The sequence below is a fragment of the Massilia sp. NBRC 108631 genome, assembly GCF_059704565.1.
Map to the genome: position 1 here is coordinate 25,832 of NZ_BAAKJE010000187.1, position 16,265 is coordinate 42,096.

Sequence of the window (16,265 nt, forward strand, 5' to 3'; positions counted from 1 at the left end):
AGTGAGGCAAGCATGGAAACGATGACCAGTCAGCCCCGGCTTTCGCGGATGTTCCGCCTGCAGTGGGAAGAGGCGCAGGGCGCCTATGTGCTGCTGTACCCGGAGGGTATGGTGAAGCTGAACGGCAGCGCGGCCGCGATCCTCAAGCGCTGCGACGGCCGCAGCGCCTTGCCGGACATCGTGGCGCAGCTGGAGCAAGCCTTCAACGCCAGCGGGCTGGCGGCGGACGTGCAGGCCTTCGTGGCCGATGCGCGGCAGCGGGGCTGGCTTGTCTGAGGCGGCCACCCGGCAGGCTGGCGACGCACCGGTGGCGCCTGTGGCGCCGCCCTTGTGGTTGCTGGCCGAGCTGACCTACCGCTGCCCGCTGCATTGCGCGTTCTGCTACAACCCGGTGGACTACGCGCGCAACCGCGCGGAGCTGACGACCGAACAGTGGCTGGACGTGCTGCGCCAGGGGCGCGAGCTGGGCGCCGCGCAGCTGGGCTTCTCGGGCGGCGAACCGCTGCTGCGCGATGACCTGGAACTGCTGGTGGCCGAGGGGCGCCGGCTGGGCTACTACACCAACCTGATCACGTCCGGCATAGGCTTGACCGAGGAGCGCCTGCGCCGCCTGTCGGAGGCGGGCCTGGACCACATCCAGCTGTCGTTCCAGGATTCCACGCGCGAGATGAACGACTTCCTCAGCAGCACCCGCACCTACGAGCTGAAGTCGCGCGTGGCGGCGCTGATCAAGCGTTTCGAGTATCCGATGGTGCTGAACGTGGTGCTGCACCGCTTCAATCTCGACCATGTGGACCGCATCATCGACATGGCGCTGGCGATGGGGGCGGAATACCTGGAGCTGGCCAACACACAGTATTACGGCTGGGGCCTGGTGAACCGCGCCCAGCTGATGCCGACGCAGGAGCAGCTGCGCAGGGCAGAGGCGGTGGTGGAGCGCTATCGCGAGCGGGTCGGCGACCGTTTGCGCATCCTGTTCGTGGTGCCGGATTATTTCGAGGGCAGGCCCAAGGCCTGCGTGAACGGCTGGGGCTCGATGTTCATGGCGGTGGCGGCGGACGGCGCCGCGCTGCCGTGCCATGCGGCGCGCAGCATCCCGGGGCTGGCGTTCCCGCACGTGGCGCAGACCGGCCTGCGCGACATCTGGTACCACAGCGAGGCGTTCAACAAGTTTCGGGGCGACGCGTGGATGCAGGAGCCGTGCCGCAGCTGCGAGGACAAGCACAAGGACTTCGGCGGTTGCCGCTGCCAGGCGCTGGCGCTGGCCGGCGACGCGGCCGGCACGGACCCGGTGTGCGCCAAGTCGCCCCGGCACGGCGAGCTGAAACAGATCGTGGTGCACGCCCACCGCGCGCAGGCGGCGGGCACGCTGCAGCCGCTGGTGTTCCGTAGCGACGCGAATTCGCTGCGGCTGTCGGAACCGCTGCCGGCGCCCGAGCCGGAGCAGCAGCCGGTCTAGCGCACGGCTGCCTTACTCCTGGCGCAGCCAGGTCTGCGAGCGGCCGAACATCGGCACGCCGACGTAGCCGCGCACCTTCAGCTTCTTGCCGCCGTCGGCCAGTTCCATCTTGCTCTTGTAGACTTTGCCGTCTTCCGGATCGACGATCTCGCCGCCGGTATAGGCGTCGCCATCTTTCTTCAGGCCGGTCAGCAGCTGCATGCCGATGATGGGCTGGTCCTTGCGCGCGTCGGTGCACTTGTCGCACTTGGGATTCTGTTCCTGGTCCGGGGCGCGGAACAGCTTCTCGATTTTGCCTTGCAATACGCCGTTGCTCTCGCTGATGCGGATCAGCGCTTTCGGCTTGCCGCTTACGTCGTCGATATTCTTCCACAGGCCGACCGGCGAGGCGTCATTGGCGAAGGCGGGGGCCATGGCCATGATGGCGGCGGCGAGGGCGCCGGTGTTGATCCAGTTGCGCATAAGGTTGTCTCCAGGGTTATGTTTGTCTGGCGAGTGTAGCGGTAAAAAATAGAGTAGTCGTTCGATTTTTCACGAGGACGAAAAAAAGCCGGCGCGAGGCCGGCTTGCGGGGGAGTGCGGCGGGCTTAGGCTGGCAGCTTGGCCAGCTGTTCGCGCATCTTCTCGATGGTGGCGGTGAAGTTGGCCAGGCGTTCCTTCTCCTGCGCCACCACGGCAGCGGGCGCGCGCGCCACGAAGCTTTCGCTGGACAGCTTGGTGCTGGCCTTGGCGATTTCCGCGTCGATGCGGGCGATTTCCTTCGACAGGCGCTCGCGCTCGGCCGCCACGTCGATTTCCACTTTCAGCATCAGCTTGGTGGTGCCGACGATGGACACGGCCGCCGTGGTTTCCGGCAGCGCGTCGACGATGGCCACGTCGGCCAGCTTGCCCAGCGCCTGGATGTACGGCGCGTACACGGCCAGGCGAGCCTTGTCCTGCGGCGACGACGCTTCCACGATCAGCGGCACGCGCAGCGACGGCGCCAGCTTCATTTCGCCGCGCAGGTTGCGGGTGGCGTCGGTCAGCGTTTTCAGCTCGCCCATCCAGGCTTCGGCCGCTTCGTCGATGTTGGCCAGGTTCGGCAGCGGGTATTGCTGGGTCATGATTGATTTGCCCGCGCTGTCCTTGCCGGCCAGCGGCGCCACGGCCTGCCACAGTTCCTCGGTCACGAACGGGATGATCGGGTGCGCCATGCGCAGCACCACTTCCAGTACGCGCAGCAGCGTGTGGCGGGTGGCGCGCTGCTGGCCTTCGGTGCCGTTCTGGACCTGCACCTTGGCCAGCTCCAGGTACCAGTCGCAGTACTCGTCCCACACGAACTTGTAGATGGTGCTGGCGATGTTGTCGAAGCGGTAGTCTTCGAAGCCCTTCACCACGTCCGCCTCGGCCTTCTGCAGCAGCGAGATGATCCACTTGTCGGCCTGCGACAGGTCCGCATCGCTGGCGCTGCAATCCTTGCCCTCGGTGTTCATCATCACGAAGCGGGTGGCGTTCCACAGCTTGTTGCTGAAGTTGCGGTAGCCTTCGCAGCGGCCCAGGTCGAAGTTGATGTTGCGGCCCAGCGAGGCGTAGGACGCCATCGTGAAGCGCACCGCGTCGGTGCCGTAGGCGGCGATGCCTTCCGGAAACTCCTTGCGGGTGGCCTTGGCGATCTTCTCGGCCGTTTTCGGGTTCATCAGGCCGGTGGTGCGTTTTTCCACCAGCGCGTCGATGCCGATGCCGTCGATCAGGTCGATCGGGTCCAGTGTGTTGCCCTTGGACTTGGACATCTTCTGGCCCTGCGAATCGCGCACCAGGCCGTGCACGTACACGGTGTTGAACGGCACCTTGCCGGTGAAGTGCGCGGTCATCATGACCATGCGCGCGACCCAGAAGAAGATGATGTCGAATCCGGTCACCAGCACGGACGACGGCAGGAAGGCCTTCAGGTCAGGCGTTTCTTCCGGCCAGCCCAGGGTGGAGAAGGGCACCAGCGCGGACGAGAACCAGGTGTCGAGCACGTCGCTGTCGCGGCGCAGGGCGCCGGTGCTGCCGGCCGCCTGCTGCTTGGCCACGGCTTCGGCTTCGGTGCGCGCCACGAAGATGTTGCCCTGCTCGTCGTACCATGCAGGGATCTGGTGGCCCCACCACAGCTGGCGCGAAATGCACCAATCCTGGATGTTGTTGAGCCACTGGTTGTAGGTGGTGCTCCAGTTTTCCGGCACGAATTTGATCTCGCCGCTGGCCACTTTTTCCAGCGCCACGTCGGTGATCGACTTGCCCGGGTTGAAAGTGCCTTCAGGGGCCGGCTTGCTCATGGCGACGAACCACTGGTCGGTCAGCATCGGTTCGATGACCACGCCGGTGCGGTCGCCGCGCGGCACCATCAGTTTGTGCGGCTTGACCTGCTCCAGCAGGCCTTGCGCGTCCAGGTCGGCCACGATCTGCTTGCGGGCGGCGAAGCGGTCCATGCCCACGTAGGCGGCCGGCGCGTTGTCGGCGATCTTCGCGTCCAGCGTCAGGATGGTGATCATTTCCAGCTTGTGGCGCTGGCCGACGGCGTAGTCGTTGAAGTCGTGCGCAGGGGTGATCTTCACGCAGCCGGTGCCGAAGGCCTTGTCCACGTAGGAGTCGGCGATGACGGGGATCTCGCGGTCGCACAGCGGCAGCTTGAGCATCTTGCCCACCAGCGCTTGGTAGCGCTCGTCGGTCGGGTCCACGGCCACGGCCACGTCGCCCAGCATGGTTTCAGGACGGGTGGTGGCCACGGTCAGCGAGCCGCTGCCATCGGCCAGCGGGTACTTGATGTACCACATCGAACCGTCTTCTTCTTCCGACACCACTTCCAGGTCGGACACTGCGGTGCCCAGCACCGGGTCCCAGTTGACCAGGCGCTTGCCGCGGTAGATCAGGCCCTGTTCGAACAGGCGCACGAACACTTCGGACACCACTTTCGAGCGCGGCTCGTCCATGGTGAAGTATTCGCGGGCCCAGTCAGGGGAGGTGCCCATGCGGCGCATCTGGCCGGTGATGGTGGAACCGGATTTCTCTTTCCACTCCCAGACTTTTTCGATGAACTTTTCACGGCCCAGGTCATGGCGCGAAATCTTCTGCGCGTCCAGCTGGCGCTCCACCACGATCTGGGTGGCGATGCCGGCGTGGTCGGTGCCCGGGATCCAGGCGGTGTTATGGCCCAGCATGCGATGGTAGCGGGTCAGGCCGTCCATAATGGTCTGGTTGAACGCGTGGCCCATGTGCAGCGTGCCGGTCACGTTCGGCGGCGGCAGCTGGATGCTGAAGGAAGGCTTGGACAGGTCGAGGGAGGCGGCGTAGTAACCGCGCTTCTCCCACTCGCTGCGCCAGAACTGTTCAATGTCGGCGGGCTCGAAAGACTTGGCTAATTCCATGATGTTGGGCTGTGTTGTAGGCGAAAACGACCATTATAAAGGGGCAATGCCCCCTGCGCATGCCGCCGGCACCGCAGTGCACAATTTTTTTGGCCATGCTTAGGCCCTATAATGCTGCCATATTGATAATTTTGACGGCCATATGGACACAGTTGCAACCAGTACGCCCCGTAAGCGCTCCGCCGCGCGGCGCTGGATCAGCCGCGGTTTTCTGGCCTGGGCCGTTTTATCGAGCGTCTGGCTGGTCAATTCCTACCGCACCCAGGGCGTGGACAGCCGCTTGCTGCAGGCCGATGCGCGCGCCGCCGTCCGGGAGGACGCCGCCTACCTGGAATTCCAGCCCGCAGCGCCCGGCGCGCGGACCGCGCTGCTGTTCTTTTGCGGTGCGGGCGTGGCGGCGCAGGCTTACGCGCCGTTGCTGCGGCCGGTAGCGGACGCTGGCTTCCCGGTCGTCATCGTCAAGTTGCCCTACCGTTTCGCGCCGCTGCAATCGCACAAGGCCGAGGCGCTGGCACGCGCCGCGAGCGCGATGGCGGCGCATCCCGGCGTTGCCGGCTGGGTGGTGGCCGGGCATTCACAGGGCGCTGCGCTGGCGGCGCGCCTTGCCGGCGGCGGCGGGCGCGGCGCCGCAGCGCTGGTACTGATCGGCACCACGCATCCGAAGGAGCATAGCCTGGCAGCGCTCACCATGCCGGTGGCCAAGGTCTACGCCGGCAATGACGACGTGGCGCCGGCGGCGCGCGTGCTGGCCAACTGGCGCCTGCTGCCGCCGCAGACGGAGATGGTGCAGATCGTGGGAGGCAACCATGCCCAGTTCGGCCATTACGGCCGCCAACTGGGGGACGGCGCGGCGACCATCACGCGCGAAGCGCAGCAGGAGCAGGCGCGCGCGGTGCTGCTGAAGGCGCTCCGCCGCGCCGCCCTGTAGCGCGTTGCCGGTGCTAAGATGCGCCCATGTCCGCACCTCGTTCCGCACCACCCTTTGTTTCCCGCCTGCTGCGCTATGCCTGGGCTTCCCCATGCACGGCGCTCGGCCTGTGCCTGGCCGCTCCCGCCTTCCTGTTCGGCGCCCGCTCGCGCCTTGCCGACGGCGTGGTCGAGGTGGCGCTGTCGGAGCGCGGGCAGGCTTCCTGGCTGCGCAGGCTGCCCTTCACCGCCATCACGTTCGGCCATTGCGTCATCGGCACCACCGCGCAGGAGCTGGAACGCCTGCGGCCGCACGAGCATGAGCATGTGCGCCAGTATGAAAGGTGGGGGCCGGTGTTCCTCGCAGCCTATCCACTGGAAAGCCTGTGGCAGATGCTGCGCGGCCGGCGCGCCTATTTCGATAACCGCTTCGAACGGCAGGCACGCTCCAGGGAAGTCCATCTGTAAGCAAATACAGCAAGTTGTAAGCACGTGTAAGGGGCGTCAACCGCATCGGCTCCGGCCGCGTTTTTCGCTCAGTGACACGGCAAACGTGCCCTACACCACAACTTTGATAGAGGACTCTGAACATGAAAAACGTAATCGCTACCCTGATCGCCGGTCTGTTCGCTACCGCAGCATTTGCTCAGACCCCAGCCCCTGCCGCAGCACCAGCCGCCACCACGGTGCCGGCCGCCAAAGCTGAAGCCAAAGCGGTGAAAGCGGAAGCCAAGGAGCACAAGGAAGTTGCGAAAGCCGAAGCCAAGGAAACCAAGGCCGTCGCCAGCGCCCACGAAGACATGGCCAGCGCCAAAGCGGACGCCAAAGTAGAGAAAGCCAAGGCGCACGAGAAGTCCGAAAAAACCAAGGCCAAGGCGCATGCCAAGGCTGCAAAAGAAGTAAAGCCTGCGGAAGTGGCGAGCGCACCTGCCGCCAAGTAATCGGCTTCCGCCTTGACAGAAATCCCCGCAATTGCGGGGATTTTTTTTGCCGGTACAATCGCTCCAACTTCAAGGAGCCGACCATGACCCCAGCCAACCTGTTTGCCGACGCAGCCCCGCCGCCCGAAGGCGAACGCTTCGAAGCGCTGCTTAGCCACAAAGGGCTGCTGGTGGAGCGCATCGTCAGCTCGTCGAAAATCGCATCGCAGGAATATGTGCAGGAGCAGGACGAATGGGTGGTCCTGCTGCAGGGCGAGGCGCTGCTGCAAGTGGATGGCGAGAGCGTGCAGCTCAAATCCGGCGACTACCTTTTCATCCCCTCGAGAACCCCGCACACGGTGCTGAGCGTCAGCGACGGCGCGCTGTGGCTGGCGGTGCACCTGCACAGCCGCTGAGCGGCAGCGCGCCTGGCGCTATCGCGGTTCAACGATGGTGCCCGCCGCCGTATCGCGCACCGCGAAGCCCGCCGCCTCGATGGCCAGCCGCGTGGCGTCCGCGTCGGCCCAGCGCCTTTCCGAGCGCGCCAGGTCGCGCGCGGCAGCCAGTTGCTGCACCGGCTCAGGAATGGCGTGCCGGGGCGGCGTCCACTCATCCAGCCTCAGGCCCAGCACCTGGTCCAGCCACCGGATGGTCGCTTTCTGCACTGCGCCCGGAAGCGGGGATTTCAGCAGCTCCCACATCAGTGCCAGCGCCCTGGGCGTATTCAGATCCTGATTCAGGTTGGCCAGCATCGCCTGCCGGTATGCGGGATCGGGTCGGCCGCCGTCCGGCAGGCGATGGCAGGCCTGGCGCAGGCGGCCGAGCGCCGTGTGCGCGGCATCCAGCGCGTCCCACGAGAACGACAGCGGCGAGCGGTAGTGGGCCGACAGCGCCAGATAGCGGTATGCCAGCGGATCGTAGCCGCGCTCGGCAACTGCGGCGAGGCGCAGGAAACCGCCGTCGGACTTCGACATCTTGTCGCCGCCTTCCAGCTTCAGGAATGCGCCGTGCAGCCAATAGCGCGCCGGCGGGTGGCTGTGGCATGCCTCGTGCTGTGCGATCTCGTTGGTATGGTGGACCGGGATATGGTCCTCGCCGCCGATATGAATGTCGAACAGCGCGCCCAGATAGCGGGTGGACATGGCCGAGCATTCGATGTGCCAGCCCGGGAAGCCCCGGCCCCAAGGACTGTCCCACTCCATCTGGCGCTGTTCAGCGCCGCTGAATTTCCACAGCGCGAAATCGGTGGCGGAGCGCTTGTCGCGAATGTCCACGCGGTGGCCGGACTGCTGGCCCGCGATGTTGAGGCGCGCCAGGTGGCCGTAGCGTTCCAGGCGCTGCGTGTCGAAGTAGATGCCGTCCGCCGTGCGGTAGGCAAAGCCGTTGCGCTCGATCTCGGCAATGAAGGCGATCTGTTCTTCTATGTGCTGCGTGGCGCGTGCCCATACCGTCGGCGCCTGGATGTGCAACTGCGCGAGATCCTGCTGGAACGCCCTGGTGTAGAACTCCGCAATCTCCCATGCCGACTGGCTGGTGCGGCGGCTACCTTTCTCCATCTTGTCCTCGCCGGTATCGGCGTCCGAGGTCAGGTGCCCGACGTCGGTGATGCAAAGCACGTGCGTAACTTGGTAGCCGTTCAATGCCAGCACGCGCCGCAGCACGTCGCCGAACAGGTAGGTGCGCAGGTTGCCGATATGCGCGTAGTCGTAGACCGTCGGTCCGCATGCGTAAAGGCCGGCCTTGCCCGGTTCAAGCGGCTTGAAAGGACGCAGCTCGCGCTGGTAAGTGTCGTACAGCATTAGCTCCGGGATTTGCTCCATTGAAGGCTCCAAAAATGCAAAAGGCCACAGGAGCAGAAACTCGCTGTGGCCGATAGAAAAACTGAGGATGTGTGGGGTAACGTGATCAGCAGGCTTCTATGGCCTGCGGGGACATGCGTCGAAATGTGCGGCTTGCGCCGATTGCGGGATGGATGGCGTGATCATTTTCCGATAGTAGCACGAGTGCGCGAGAGGGGGCCAACTGTAAGCAATTGCAGCAAGTTGTAAGCGCGTGTAAAGGCCGTCAACTGCCGGGGGGCGGGCCGCGTTTTCTGCCCAGTGACACGGCACATGTGCACGAGATAGAGGAAGCAGCAAAGCCAGCTGCCCCTGCAGTGAAGTAAGCAGTAAAAAACAACCTAAACCGTTTATATCATTACAGAGGAAATACATCATGACCAAGACCATCGCTACCCTGATCGCCGGCCTGTTCGCTACCGCAGCTTTCGCTCAAACCCCGGCTCCTGCCGCCGCCGCAGCAGCACCTTCGGCCAAGACCGAAGCGGTTGCCGCCAAGGCTGAAGTCAAGGAAGCCGCCAAGACCGACGTGAAGGCGGAGCCAGCGAAGGAACACAAGAAGACCGTGAAGAAAGTGCGTCACACCAAGACCGAGAAGGAAGCCAAGCCAGCGGAGAAGACCGCAAGCGCTCCGGCCGCCACCCCGGCCATCCCGGCTACTGCGGCCACCCCGGCAGTCGCTTCGGCAGCCAAGTAATCGCAGCACTGGACACTGAAGACAACGCACACTCACTGAACAAGGAAAAACCATCATGACCAAGACCATCGCTACCCTGATCGCCGGCCTGTTTGCTACCGCTGCATTCGCACAATCCCCGGCCACGGCCACCGCGCCGTCGGCCAAGGCCGAAGCCAAAGTAGAAAAGGCAGAGAAGTCGAAAGAGAAGGCGCACGCCAAGGACGGCAAGCACCACGCCGACAAGGCAGCGCATGCCGCCACCCCGGCCACGCCAGCCGCCCCGGCTTCGGCAGCCACCCCGGCTTCATCGGCAGCGCCTGCAACGGCTGCAACCCCGGCCGCGCCTGCTGCGCCAGCGACTCCGGCGCACCCCGCCAAGTAATTCCAGGCGCTTCGCGTCAGCCCCGCTTCGGCGGGGCTTTTTTGTTCCGGGATGCCCGGTTATCATAGGCGCTCGTATAGTTGACGGAGCAGGGCAGTGAAAGCGTTTGTGGCGGGATGGATGATGATGGCGGCCGGCGTAGCGGCGATGGTGGCGCAAGCTGCGCCTGCGGCGCAGGCGCGCGCACCGCAGGAGGTGTCGCTGATCGAACTGGTGGCCAACCCGGCCCGCTTCGACGGCAAGCAGGTGCGCGTTACCGGCTACCTGGTGCGCGAGTTCGAAGGCGACGCCATCTACTTTCACCGCGACGACTACGACCATGGCATCCGGCGCAACGGCCTGTGGGTCACCTTCAGCAAGGATGGCGCGGACCTGCGCTGCAAGACCTTGCGCTACGCTTTCGTGCAAGGCAAATTCGTGGCGAAAAACCGTGGCCATCTTGGCTTGTGGAGCGGTGCGATTGAAGGCATTGCCAGCTGCGGCGTGTCCCGCTAGGCGCTGTTAAGCCTGAGACATCGCTCGCAGCTGTGTCTATTTTTGTAATTTTTTTGACTCCGTTCCCGCCACTGTTTACCTTGGGCCGCCTGAAAACCGACTCCTGGAGACTGACATGGCAGCTCGTATCAACTTATTGATCGTCGCCGGCCTGCTGGCCGGCGCGTCCGCCGGCGCCTGCGCGCAGAACGGCACGATATGGATCACCGTGGGCGACGCCGCCTACGAGCAGCTCAAGAAGAACGCGCCGCAAGCGGTCAAGCGCGAGAGCCGCTCCACCATGGTCACCAGCGTGGCCGCCGGCGGCGCCAACGCCATCGCCGCCCAGGAGAAGGTGCACCTGGTGGAGGTGAGCGAGCAGCAGATGCTGGCGCTGTCGGCAGCCGTGCACAAGGAACTGCACCGCTGCGGCGGCTTCATGGCGCACGTAAGCGAAGCGGCCGGCATTTCCGCGCTGGCGCCCAAGACCACGCTGGCCGCCCTGGCCGTGCCGCGCCCCTCATACGCGATCGACCAGCAGACCGTCATTAATCCTCTGCTGCCGCAGATGCAAGCGTCCAACATCGCCCAGACCATCATCGACCTGTCGGCGCACACCAACCGCTACTACACCACCACCAGCGGCGTGGCCGCCTCCAACTGGCTGAAGCAGAAGTGGACCACCATGGCGGCCGGCCGCAGCGACATCACGGTGACGCAGTTCACGCACGCGGCCTATCCGCAGAAGTCGGTCATCGCCACCATCGCCGGCACCGACAACGCTGCGGAAGTGGTGGTGCTGGGCGGCCACCTGGATTCGATCAGCGGCAGCGGCACCGGCGAGTCGACCCGCGCGCCAGGCGCGGACGACGACGCCTCCGGCATCGCCAGCATGACCGAGGCGCTGCGCGCCATGATTGCCAGCGGCTACAAGCCGCGCCGCACCATCAAGATGATAGGCTACGCCGCCGAGGAAGTCGGCCTGCGCGGCTCGCAGGAAATCGCGCAGTACCACAAGAACAACAACATCAACGTGGTCGGCGTGATGCAGCTGGACATGACCAACTACAAGGGTTCGCCGTCCGACATCTACATCTACACCGACTACACCGACAGCCAGCAGAACACCTTCGTCGCCAACCTGATCACCACCTACCAGCCCACGCTGACGATAGGCTACGACAAGTGCGGCTACGGCTGCTCGGACCATGCCTCCTGGACCGCCGCCGGCTACTGGACTTCGATGCCGTTCGAGACCTCGTTCTCGCAGGACAACCCCTACATCCACACCGCCAACGACACCTACGCCAACAGCGGCAACCAGGCCGACCACGCGCTCAAATTCGCGCGGCTGGGCCTGAGCTTCGCGGTGGAGCTGGGCAGCGACGGCCCGGGCGTGCTGCCGCTGCCGGACAAGGTGGAAACCTTCAGCGGCAGCCTGGCCCGCAACCAGACCCGCAGCTTCGGTCCGTTCAAGGCCGGCGCAGGCAGCTTCAAGGCTTCCACCACCGGCAGCGGCGACACCGACCTGTACGTGCGCAAGACCAGCGTGCCCACCACCAGCACCTATGACTGCAAGTCCGACGGCTCGACCAGCACCGAGAGCTGCACCGTCACCATGGCCGCCAACGGCGATGTGTACGTGCTGCTGAACGGCTATTCCGCTTCCAGCTACACGCTGACGGTAACGTACCGCCCGCAATAGGCGGTATTGTTTCAAATATAAGTTGTACACAGCTATGGGAGATGTATAATTCGATTCGCTGCCGCAAGGCGGCACACGCTAGGGGTCCTGCGTCGCGAAAGCGGCGCGGGTGAGAAATACCCTCCGAACCTGATCTGGATAATGCCAGCGAAGGGAAGCTTTAGGCCTCCATCCGCAACGCCGCGCGCCCGCGCTTCGGGGTGCGCGCCGCTGCCGCGATTTGCCGAATCCTCCTTTGCTGGCTCCTGTAGCTAACAAAGGAGCCAAATGAACGCCAATCCGAAATTCCTGTCCGCCACCGCCGAAGTGGACAGCGCAGCCATCGCGCCACTTCCTAATTCCCGCAAGATCTACGTCGAGGGCAGCCGCCCGGATATCCGCGTACCCATGCGCGAGATCTCGCAGTCCGACACGTCCGCCTCGTTCGGCCACGAGAAGAATCCCCCCATCTACGTGTACGACACCTCCGGTCCGTACACCGACCCCGAGGTGCAGATCGATATCCGCTCCGGCCTGGCCACGCCGCGCCTGCCGTGGATACTGGACCGCGACGACACCGAGGAACTGGACGGTCCGACCTCGGAGTACGGCAAGCAGCGCCTGGAAGACCCGGCGCTGGCCGAGCTGCGCTTCAACCTGACGCGCAAGCCGCGCCGCGCCAAGGCCGGTGGCAATGTGACCCAGATGCACTACGCGCGCCAGGGCATCATCACGCCTGAGATGGAGTTCGTCGCCATCCGCGAGAACCTGCGCCGCAAAGAGTACCTGGAAGAGCTGAAGGCGTCCGGCCCGATGGGCGAGCGCATGGCCGACCTGATGGGCCGCCAGCACCCGGGCCAGAACTACGGCGCCTCCATCCCGGCCGAGATCACGCCGGAATTCGTGCGCGAGGAAATCGCCCGCGGCCGCGCCATCATCCCGGCCAACATCAACCACCCGGAAGTGGAACCGATGATCATCGGCCGCAATTTCCTGGTCAAGATCAACGCCAACATCGGCAACTCCGCCGTCACCTCGTCCATCGGCGAGGAAGTGGAGAAGATGACCTGGGCCATCCGCTGGGGCGGCGACAACGTGATGGACCTGTCGACCGGCAAGCATATCCACGAAACGCGCGAATGGATCATCCGCAACAGCCCGGTACCGATCGGCACTGTGCCGATCTACCAGGCGCTGGAAAAGGTCAACGGCAAAGCCGAGGACCTGACCTGGGAGATCTTCCGCGACACGCTGATCGAACAGGCCGAGCAGGGCGTGGACTACTTCACCATCCACGCCGGCGTGCTGCTGCGCTACGTGCCGCTGACGGCCAAGCGCCTGACCGGCATCGTCTCGCGCGGCGGCTCCATCATGGCCAAGTGGTGCCTGGCGCACCACAAGGAATCCTTCCTGTACACGCACTTCGAAGACATCTGCGAAATCATGAAGGCCTACGACGTGTCCTTCAGCCTGGGCGACGGCCTGCGTCCCGGCTCGATCTACGACGCCAACGACGAAGCGCAGCTGGGCGAGCTGAAGACGCTGGGCGAACTGACCCAGGTGGCGTGGCAGCACGGCGTGCAGGTGATGATCGAAGGCCCGGGCCACGTGCCGATGCAGCTGATCAAGGAGAACATGGACCTGCAGCTGGAGCAATGCAGCGAGGCGCCGTTCTACACGCTGGGCCCGCTGACCACCGACATCGCGCCCGGCTACGACCACATCACCTCCGGCATCGGTGCCGCGCTGATCGGCTGGTACGGCACGGCCATGCTGTGCTACGTCACGCCCAAGGAGCACCTGGGCCTGCCGAACAAGGACGACGTCAAGGACGGCATCATCACCTACAAGATCGCCGCCCACGCGGCCGACCTGGCCAAGGGCCATCCCGGCGCGCAGATCCGCGACAACGCGCTGTCCAAGGCGCGCTTCGAGTTCCGCTGGGAAGACCAGTTCAACATCGGCCTGGACCCGGACAAGGCGCGCGCCTTCCACGACGAGACGCTGCCGAAAGACAGCGCCAAGGTGGCGCACTTCTGTTCCATGTGCGGCCCGCATTTCTGCTCGATGAAGATCACGCAGGAAGTGCGCGACTACGCGGCCCAGGGCATGCAGGAGAAGGCCGTGGAGTTCGTGAAGAAGGGCGCGCAGCTCTACAGCAAGGCTTGAGCAGGCGGAGGGACCCATGACTTTTATCGCAATCGAGCTGAACGGCGAGCCGCGCAGCGTGCCGCCGCAGCACAGCCTGCAGGCCCTGGTGGAGGAGCTGGGGCTGGCGCACCAGGCGCTGGCGCTGGCGGTGAACCGCACCGTGGTGCCGCGCCAGGCCTGGCGCGGCCGCGCCCTGCAGCCGCAGGACAAAGTGGACATCGTGCGCGCCATCGGCGGCGGCTGAACAACACAAGGAGAGAGCAATGCGTGACCAAAACCAGAACGAGAACGAGGACCTGCTGACCATCGCGGGCAAGAGCTACCGCTCGCGCCTGCTGGTGGGCAGCGGCAAGTACAAGGACCTGCAGCAGACCCGCGAGGCAACCGACGCGGCGGCGGCGGAAATCATCACGGTGGCGATCCGCCGCGTGAATATCGGCCAGAACCCGGATACCCCCAGCCTGCTGGACGTGCTGCCGCCGTCGCAGTACACCATCCTGCCCAACACGGCCGGCTGCTACACGGCCAAGGACGCGGTCTACACGCTGCAGATGGCGCGCGAGCTGCTCAACGGCCACAAGCTGGTGAAGCTGGAAGTGCTGGGCGACGAGAAGACGCTGTTCCCCAACATGCCCGAAACGCTGGTGGCCGCGAAGGAGCTGGTGAAAGGCGGCTTCGACGTGATGGTGTACTGCAGCGACGACCCGATCCAGGCGCGCATGCTGGAGGACATCGGCTGCGTGGCGGTGATGCCGCTGGCGTCGCTGATCGGCTCCGGCATGGGCATCCTCAACCCGTGGAACCTGTCGCTCATCATCGAGCAGGCCAAGGTGCCGGTGCTGGTGGACGCCGGCGTGGGCACGGCGTCGGACGCGGCCATCGCCATGGAGCTGGGCTGCGACGGCGTGCTGATGAACACCGCCATCGCCGGCGCGCAGGACCCGGTGCGCATGGCGCGCGCCATGAAGCTGGGCGTGCAGGCCGGCCGCGAAGCCTTCCTGGCCGGCCGCATCGCGCGCAAGTTCGCCGCCTCGCCGTCGTCCCCGATGGCGGGCCGCATGGTATGACCGAGGGCATGACGGCGCGCCCGGCCAGGCCGCGCTGCGTGCTGGTGTTTTCCGGCGCCGATCCGTCCGGCGGCGCCGGCATCGCCGCCGACATCCTGGCGATCCACGCGCAGGGCGCGCACGCGCTGCCGGTCATCACCGCGCTGACGGTGCAGGACAACGACCGCGTCCACGAGGTGCTGCCGGTGGCGCCGGACGTGGTGTCGCGCCAGGCGCGCGCGCTGCTCGCCAAGGGGGAGGTCGACGCGGTCAAGATCGGCATTCCCGGCAGCGCGGCGAACGCGGCCGCGATCGCGCAAGTGATCGCGCAACTGCGCAGGACATCGCCGGAGCTGCCCGTGGTGCTCGACCCGGTGCTGGCCAGCGGCCATGGCGACCTGCTCTCGCGCGGCGATGCGGTGCAGGCGCTGGCCGTGCTGCTGCCGCTGGTGACGCTGATCACCCCCAACGGCCCGGAGGCGGCGGCGCTGGCCGCCGGCTACGGCAGCGCCGGCCCCGGCGACGACGCGATCGCGCGCGGCGCCGCGCGTGCGCTGCTCGATCAGGGCTGCCGCCACGTGCTGGTCACCGGCGGCCACGGCGCCGGCGACACCGTCATCAACCGCTGGTTCAGCGCGGCGACCGAGCCGGCGCCCTCGTCGGGCCACGGCTGGAGCTGGGCCCGCCTGCCGGGCGAGTTCCACGGCAGCGGCTGCACGCTGGCCGCCGCCATCGCCGCCCTGCTGGCGCACGGCTATCCCATGCAGCAGGCGCTGGCGCGGGCCCAGGGCTACACCCACCGCGCGCTGGCGGCCGCCTTCGCCATCGCTCCCGGACAGCGCATTCCGCAACGCTAGCCACTACTACACAAGAAAGAGAGACACGCCATGCAAGGACTTTACCTGGTAACCCCCGACTGGGACGACACATCCCGCCTGCTCGCCGTGAGCGAGCTGGCGCTGGCGCAAGGCGTGGCCCTGCTGCAGTACCGCCACAAGCACGCCGGCGCCGAATTGCGCATGGAGCAAAGCGCGGCGCTGCTGGCCCTGTGCCGCCGCTACAACGTGCCCTTCGTGGTCAACGACCATGTCGACCTGTGCCTGCTGATCGGCGCGGACGGCGTGCACCTGGGCGGCACCGACGCCCGCATCGCCGAGACCCGCGCGCGGCTGGGGCCGGGCGCCATCATTGGCGCCTCCTGCTACGGCGACATGCAGCTGGCGCTGGACGCGCAGGACGCCGGCGCCAGCTACGCCGCCTTCGGCGGCTTCTACCCGTCGCGCGTGAAGCAGTACGCCGTCACCACCCAGCCGGCCATCCTGGACGAAGCGCGCCGGCGC

The 16,265-nt window shown here is 65.8% G+C and carries 18 protein-coding genes and 1 riboswitch; of the genes, 15 read left to right on the forward strand and 3 right to left on the reverse strand.

Features of this window, described 5'->3' with window-relative positions:
• Positions 1-21: 21 nt before the first annotated feature.
• Positions 22-276 carry a pyrroloquinoline quinone biosynthesis peptide chaperone PqqD gene (gene pqqD, locus AC6H42_RS20735; protein WP_497548844.1) on the forward strand — a complete coding sequence of 85 codons (255 nt, stop codon included), beginning with the start codon at positions 22-24 and terminating at the stop codon, positions 274-276.
• Complete coding sequence (gene pqqE, locus AC6H42_RS20740) at positions 248-1,459, forward strand: pyrroloquinoline quinone biosynthesis protein PqqE (protein ID WP_057154419.1); 1,212 nt, start codon at positions 248-250, stop codon at positions 1,457-1,459. Before pqqD ends, pqqE begins: the two co-directional genes overlap by 29 nt.
• Before the next feature lie 12 nt (positions 1,460-1,471).
• Here pqqE and AC6H42_RS20745 read toward each other — a convergent pair whose 3' ends face one another.
• Together AC6H42_RS20745 and AC6H42_RS20750 are read right to left on the reverse strand one after the other, a co-directional pair.
• Positions 1,472-1,921, reverse strand: a complete 450-nt coding sequence (locus AC6H42_RS20745; protein ID WP_497548845.1) for a DUF2147 domain-containing protein — start codon at positions 1,919-1,921, stop codon at positions 1,472-1,474.
• Positions 1,922-2,046: 125 nt separating this feature from the next.
• Positions 2,047-4,845, reverse strand: a complete 2,799-nt coding sequence (locus AC6H42_RS20750; protein ID WP_497548846.1) for a valine--tRNA ligase — start codon at positions 4,843-4,845, stop codon at positions 2,047-2,049.
• A 142-nt stretch (positions 4,846-4,987) separates the two neighbouring features.
• On the opposite strand from AC6H42_RS20750, the gene AC6H42_RS20755 reads away from it, so the two are divergent.
• From AC6H42_RS20755 to AC6H42_RS20770, 4 genes are all read left to right on the forward strand, one after another.
• Entirely contained in the window at positions 4,988-5,773 is a 786-nt protein-coding gene (locus tag AC6H42_RS20755; protein ID WP_497548847.1) for an alpha/beta hydrolase, read from the forward strand.
• A gap of 26 nt (positions 5,774-5,799) precedes the next feature.
• On the forward strand, positions 5,800-6,219 hold the full coding sequence (locus AC6H42_RS20760; RefSeq protein WP_497548848.1) for a signal peptide prediction: 420 nt from the start codon (positions 5,800-5,802) through the stop codon (positions 6,217-6,219).
• 122 nt (positions 6,220-6,341) lie between these two features.
• On the forward strand, positions 6,342-6,692 hold the full coding sequence (locus tag AC6H42_RS20765) for a hypothetical protein (protein ID WP_057154424.1): 351 nt from the start codon (positions 6,342-6,344) through the stop codon (positions 6,690-6,692).
• An 83-nt stretch (positions 6,693-6,775) separates the two neighbouring features.
• Positions 6,776-7,087, forward strand: a complete 312-nt coding sequence (locus AC6H42_RS20770) for a cupin domain-containing protein (protein WP_057154425.1) — start codon at positions 6,776-6,778, stop codon at positions 7,085-7,087.
• An 18-nt stretch (positions 7,088-7,105) separates the two neighbouring features.
• Here AC6H42_RS20770 and cysS read toward each other — a convergent pair whose 3' ends face one another.
• The gene (gene cysS / locus AC6H42_RS20775) at positions 7,106-8,491 is read right to left on the reverse strand and encodes a cysteine--tRNA ligase (RefSeq protein WP_497548849.1); all 1,386 of its coding nucleotides are present in this window, start codon (positions 8,489-8,491) and stop codon (positions 7,106-7,108) included.
• A 394-nt stretch (positions 8,492-8,885) separates the two neighbouring features.
• Here cysS and AC6H42_RS20780 point away from each other — a divergent pair, with 394 nt between their 5' ends.
• The 9 genes from AC6H42_RS20780 to AC6H42_RS20820 form a co-directional block, all read left to right on the forward strand.
• Positions 8,886-9,206: a hypothetical protein gene (locus tag AC6H42_RS20780; protein WP_497548850.1), complete on the forward strand. Its 321-nt coding sequence runs from the start codon at positions 8,886-8,888 to the stop codon at positions 9,204-9,206.
• Between the two features lie 55 nt (positions 9,207-9,261).
• Positions 9,262-9,570, forward strand: a complete 309-nt coding sequence (locus AC6H42_RS20785) for a hypothetical protein (protein ID WP_057154428.1) — start codon at positions 9,262-9,264, stop codon at positions 9,568-9,570.
• A gap of 96 nt (positions 9,571-9,666) precedes the next feature.
• Entirely contained in the window at positions 9,667-10,065 is a 399-nt protein-coding gene (locus AC6H42_RS20790; RefSeq protein WP_157200866.1) for a hypothetical protein, read from the forward strand.
• A 115-nt stretch (positions 10,066-10,180) separates the two neighbouring features.
• The gene (locus tag AC6H42_RS20795; protein ID WP_497548851.1) at positions 10,181-11,749 is read left to right on the forward strand and encodes a M20/M25/M40 family metallo-hydrolase; all 1,569 of its coding nucleotides are present in this window, start codon (positions 10,181-10,183) and stop codon (positions 11,747-11,749) included.
• Positions 11,750-11,819: 70 nt separating this feature from the next.
• Positions 11,820-11,922: riboswitch (TPP riboswitch) on the forward strand.
• A gap of 94 nt (positions 11,923-12,016) precedes the next feature.
• The gene (gene thiC, locus AC6H42_RS20800; protein ID WP_057154431.1) at positions 12,017-13,897 is read left to right on the forward strand and encodes a phosphomethylpyrimidine synthase ThiC; all 1,881 of its coding nucleotides are present in this window, start codon (positions 12,017-12,019) and stop codon (positions 13,895-13,897) included.
• A 16-nt stretch (positions 13,898-13,913) separates the two neighbouring features.
• Positions 13,914-14,123, forward strand: a complete 210-nt coding sequence (gene thiS, locus AC6H42_RS20805) for a sulfur carrier protein ThiS (RefSeq protein ID WP_057154432.1) — start codon at positions 13,914-13,916, stop codon at positions 14,121-14,123.
• A 19-nt stretch (positions 14,124-14,142) separates the two neighbouring features.
• Entirely contained in the window at positions 14,143-14,946 is an 804-nt protein-coding gene (locus tag AC6H42_RS20810; protein ID WP_057154433.1) for a thiazole synthase, read from the forward strand.
• Positions 14,943-15,782 (forward strand): bifunctional hydroxymethylpyrimidine kinase/phosphomethylpyrimidine kinase, encoded by an 840-nt coding sequence (gene thiD / locus AC6H42_RS20815; RefSeq protein ID WP_229418116.1) that lies wholly within the window; start codon positions 14,943-14,945, stop codon positions 15,780-15,782. Before AC6H42_RS20810 ends, thiD begins: the two co-directional genes overlap by 4 nt.
• Positions 15,783-15,812: 30 nt before the next feature.
• On the forward strand, positions 15,813-16,265 hold a 453-nt coding region (locus AC6H42_RS20820), incomplete at its 3' end, for a thiamine phosphate synthase (protein WP_497548852.1).

Coding starts and splice junctions, on each gene's coding strand:
- pqqD (WP_497548844.1), top strand. CDS start 22: ATGACCAGTCAGCCCCGGCTTTCGCGGATGTTCCGCCTGCAGTGGGAA.
- pqqE (WP_057154419.1), top strand. CDS start 248: ATGCGCGGCAGCGGGGCTGGCTTGTCTGAGGCGGCCACCCGGCAGGCT.
- AC6H42_RS20745 (WP_497548845.1), bottom strand. CDS start 1,921: ATGCGCAACTGGATCAACACCGGCGCCCTCGCCGCCGCCATCATGGCC.
- AC6H42_RS20750 (WP_497548846.1), bottom strand. CDS start 4,845: ATGGAATTAGCCAAGTCTTTCGAGCCCGCCGACATTGAACAGTTCTGG.
- AC6H42_RS20755 (WP_497548847.1), top strand. CDS start 4,988: ATGGACACAGTTGCAACCAGTACGCCCCGTAAGCGCTCCGCCGCGCGG.
- AC6H42_RS20760 (WP_497548848.1), top strand. CDS start 5,800: ATGTCCGCACCTCGTTCCGCACCACCCTTTGTTTCCCGCCTGCTGCGC.
- AC6H42_RS20765 (WP_057154424.1), top strand. CDS start 6,342: ATGAAAAACGTAATCGCTACCCTGATCGCCGGTCTGTTCGCTACCGCA.
- AC6H42_RS20770 (WP_057154425.1), top strand. CDS start 6,776: ATGACCCCAGCCAACCTGTTTGCCGACGCAGCCCCGCCGCCCGAAGGC.
- cysS (WP_497548849.1), bottom strand. CDS start 8,491: ATGGAGCAAATCCCGGAGCTAATGCTGTACGACACTTACCAGCGCGAG.
- AC6H42_RS20780 (WP_497548850.1), top strand. CDS start 8,886: ATGACCAAGACCATCGCTACCCTGATCGCCGGCCTGTTCGCTACCGCA.
- AC6H42_RS20785 (WP_057154428.1), top strand. CDS start 9,262: ATGACCAAGACCATCGCTACCCTGATCGCCGGCCTGTTTGCTACCGCT.
- AC6H42_RS20795 (WP_497548851.1), top strand. CDS start 10,181: ATGGCAGCTCGTATCAACTTATTGATCGTCGCCGGCCTGCTGGCCGGC.
- thiC (WP_057154431.1), top strand. CDS start 12,017: ATGAACGCCAATCCGAAATTCCTGTCCGCCACCGCCGAAGTGGACAGC.
- thiS (WP_057154432.1), top strand. CDS start 13,914: ATGACTTTTATCGCAATCGAGCTGAACGGCGAGCCGCGCAGCGTGCCG.
- AC6H42_RS20810 (WP_057154433.1), top strand. CDS start 14,143: ATGCGTGACCAAAACCAGAACGAGAACGAGGACCTGCTGACCATCGCG.
- thiD (WP_229418116.1), top strand. CDS start 14,943: ATGACCGAGGGCATGACGGCGCGCCCGGCCAGGCCGCGCTGCGTGCTG.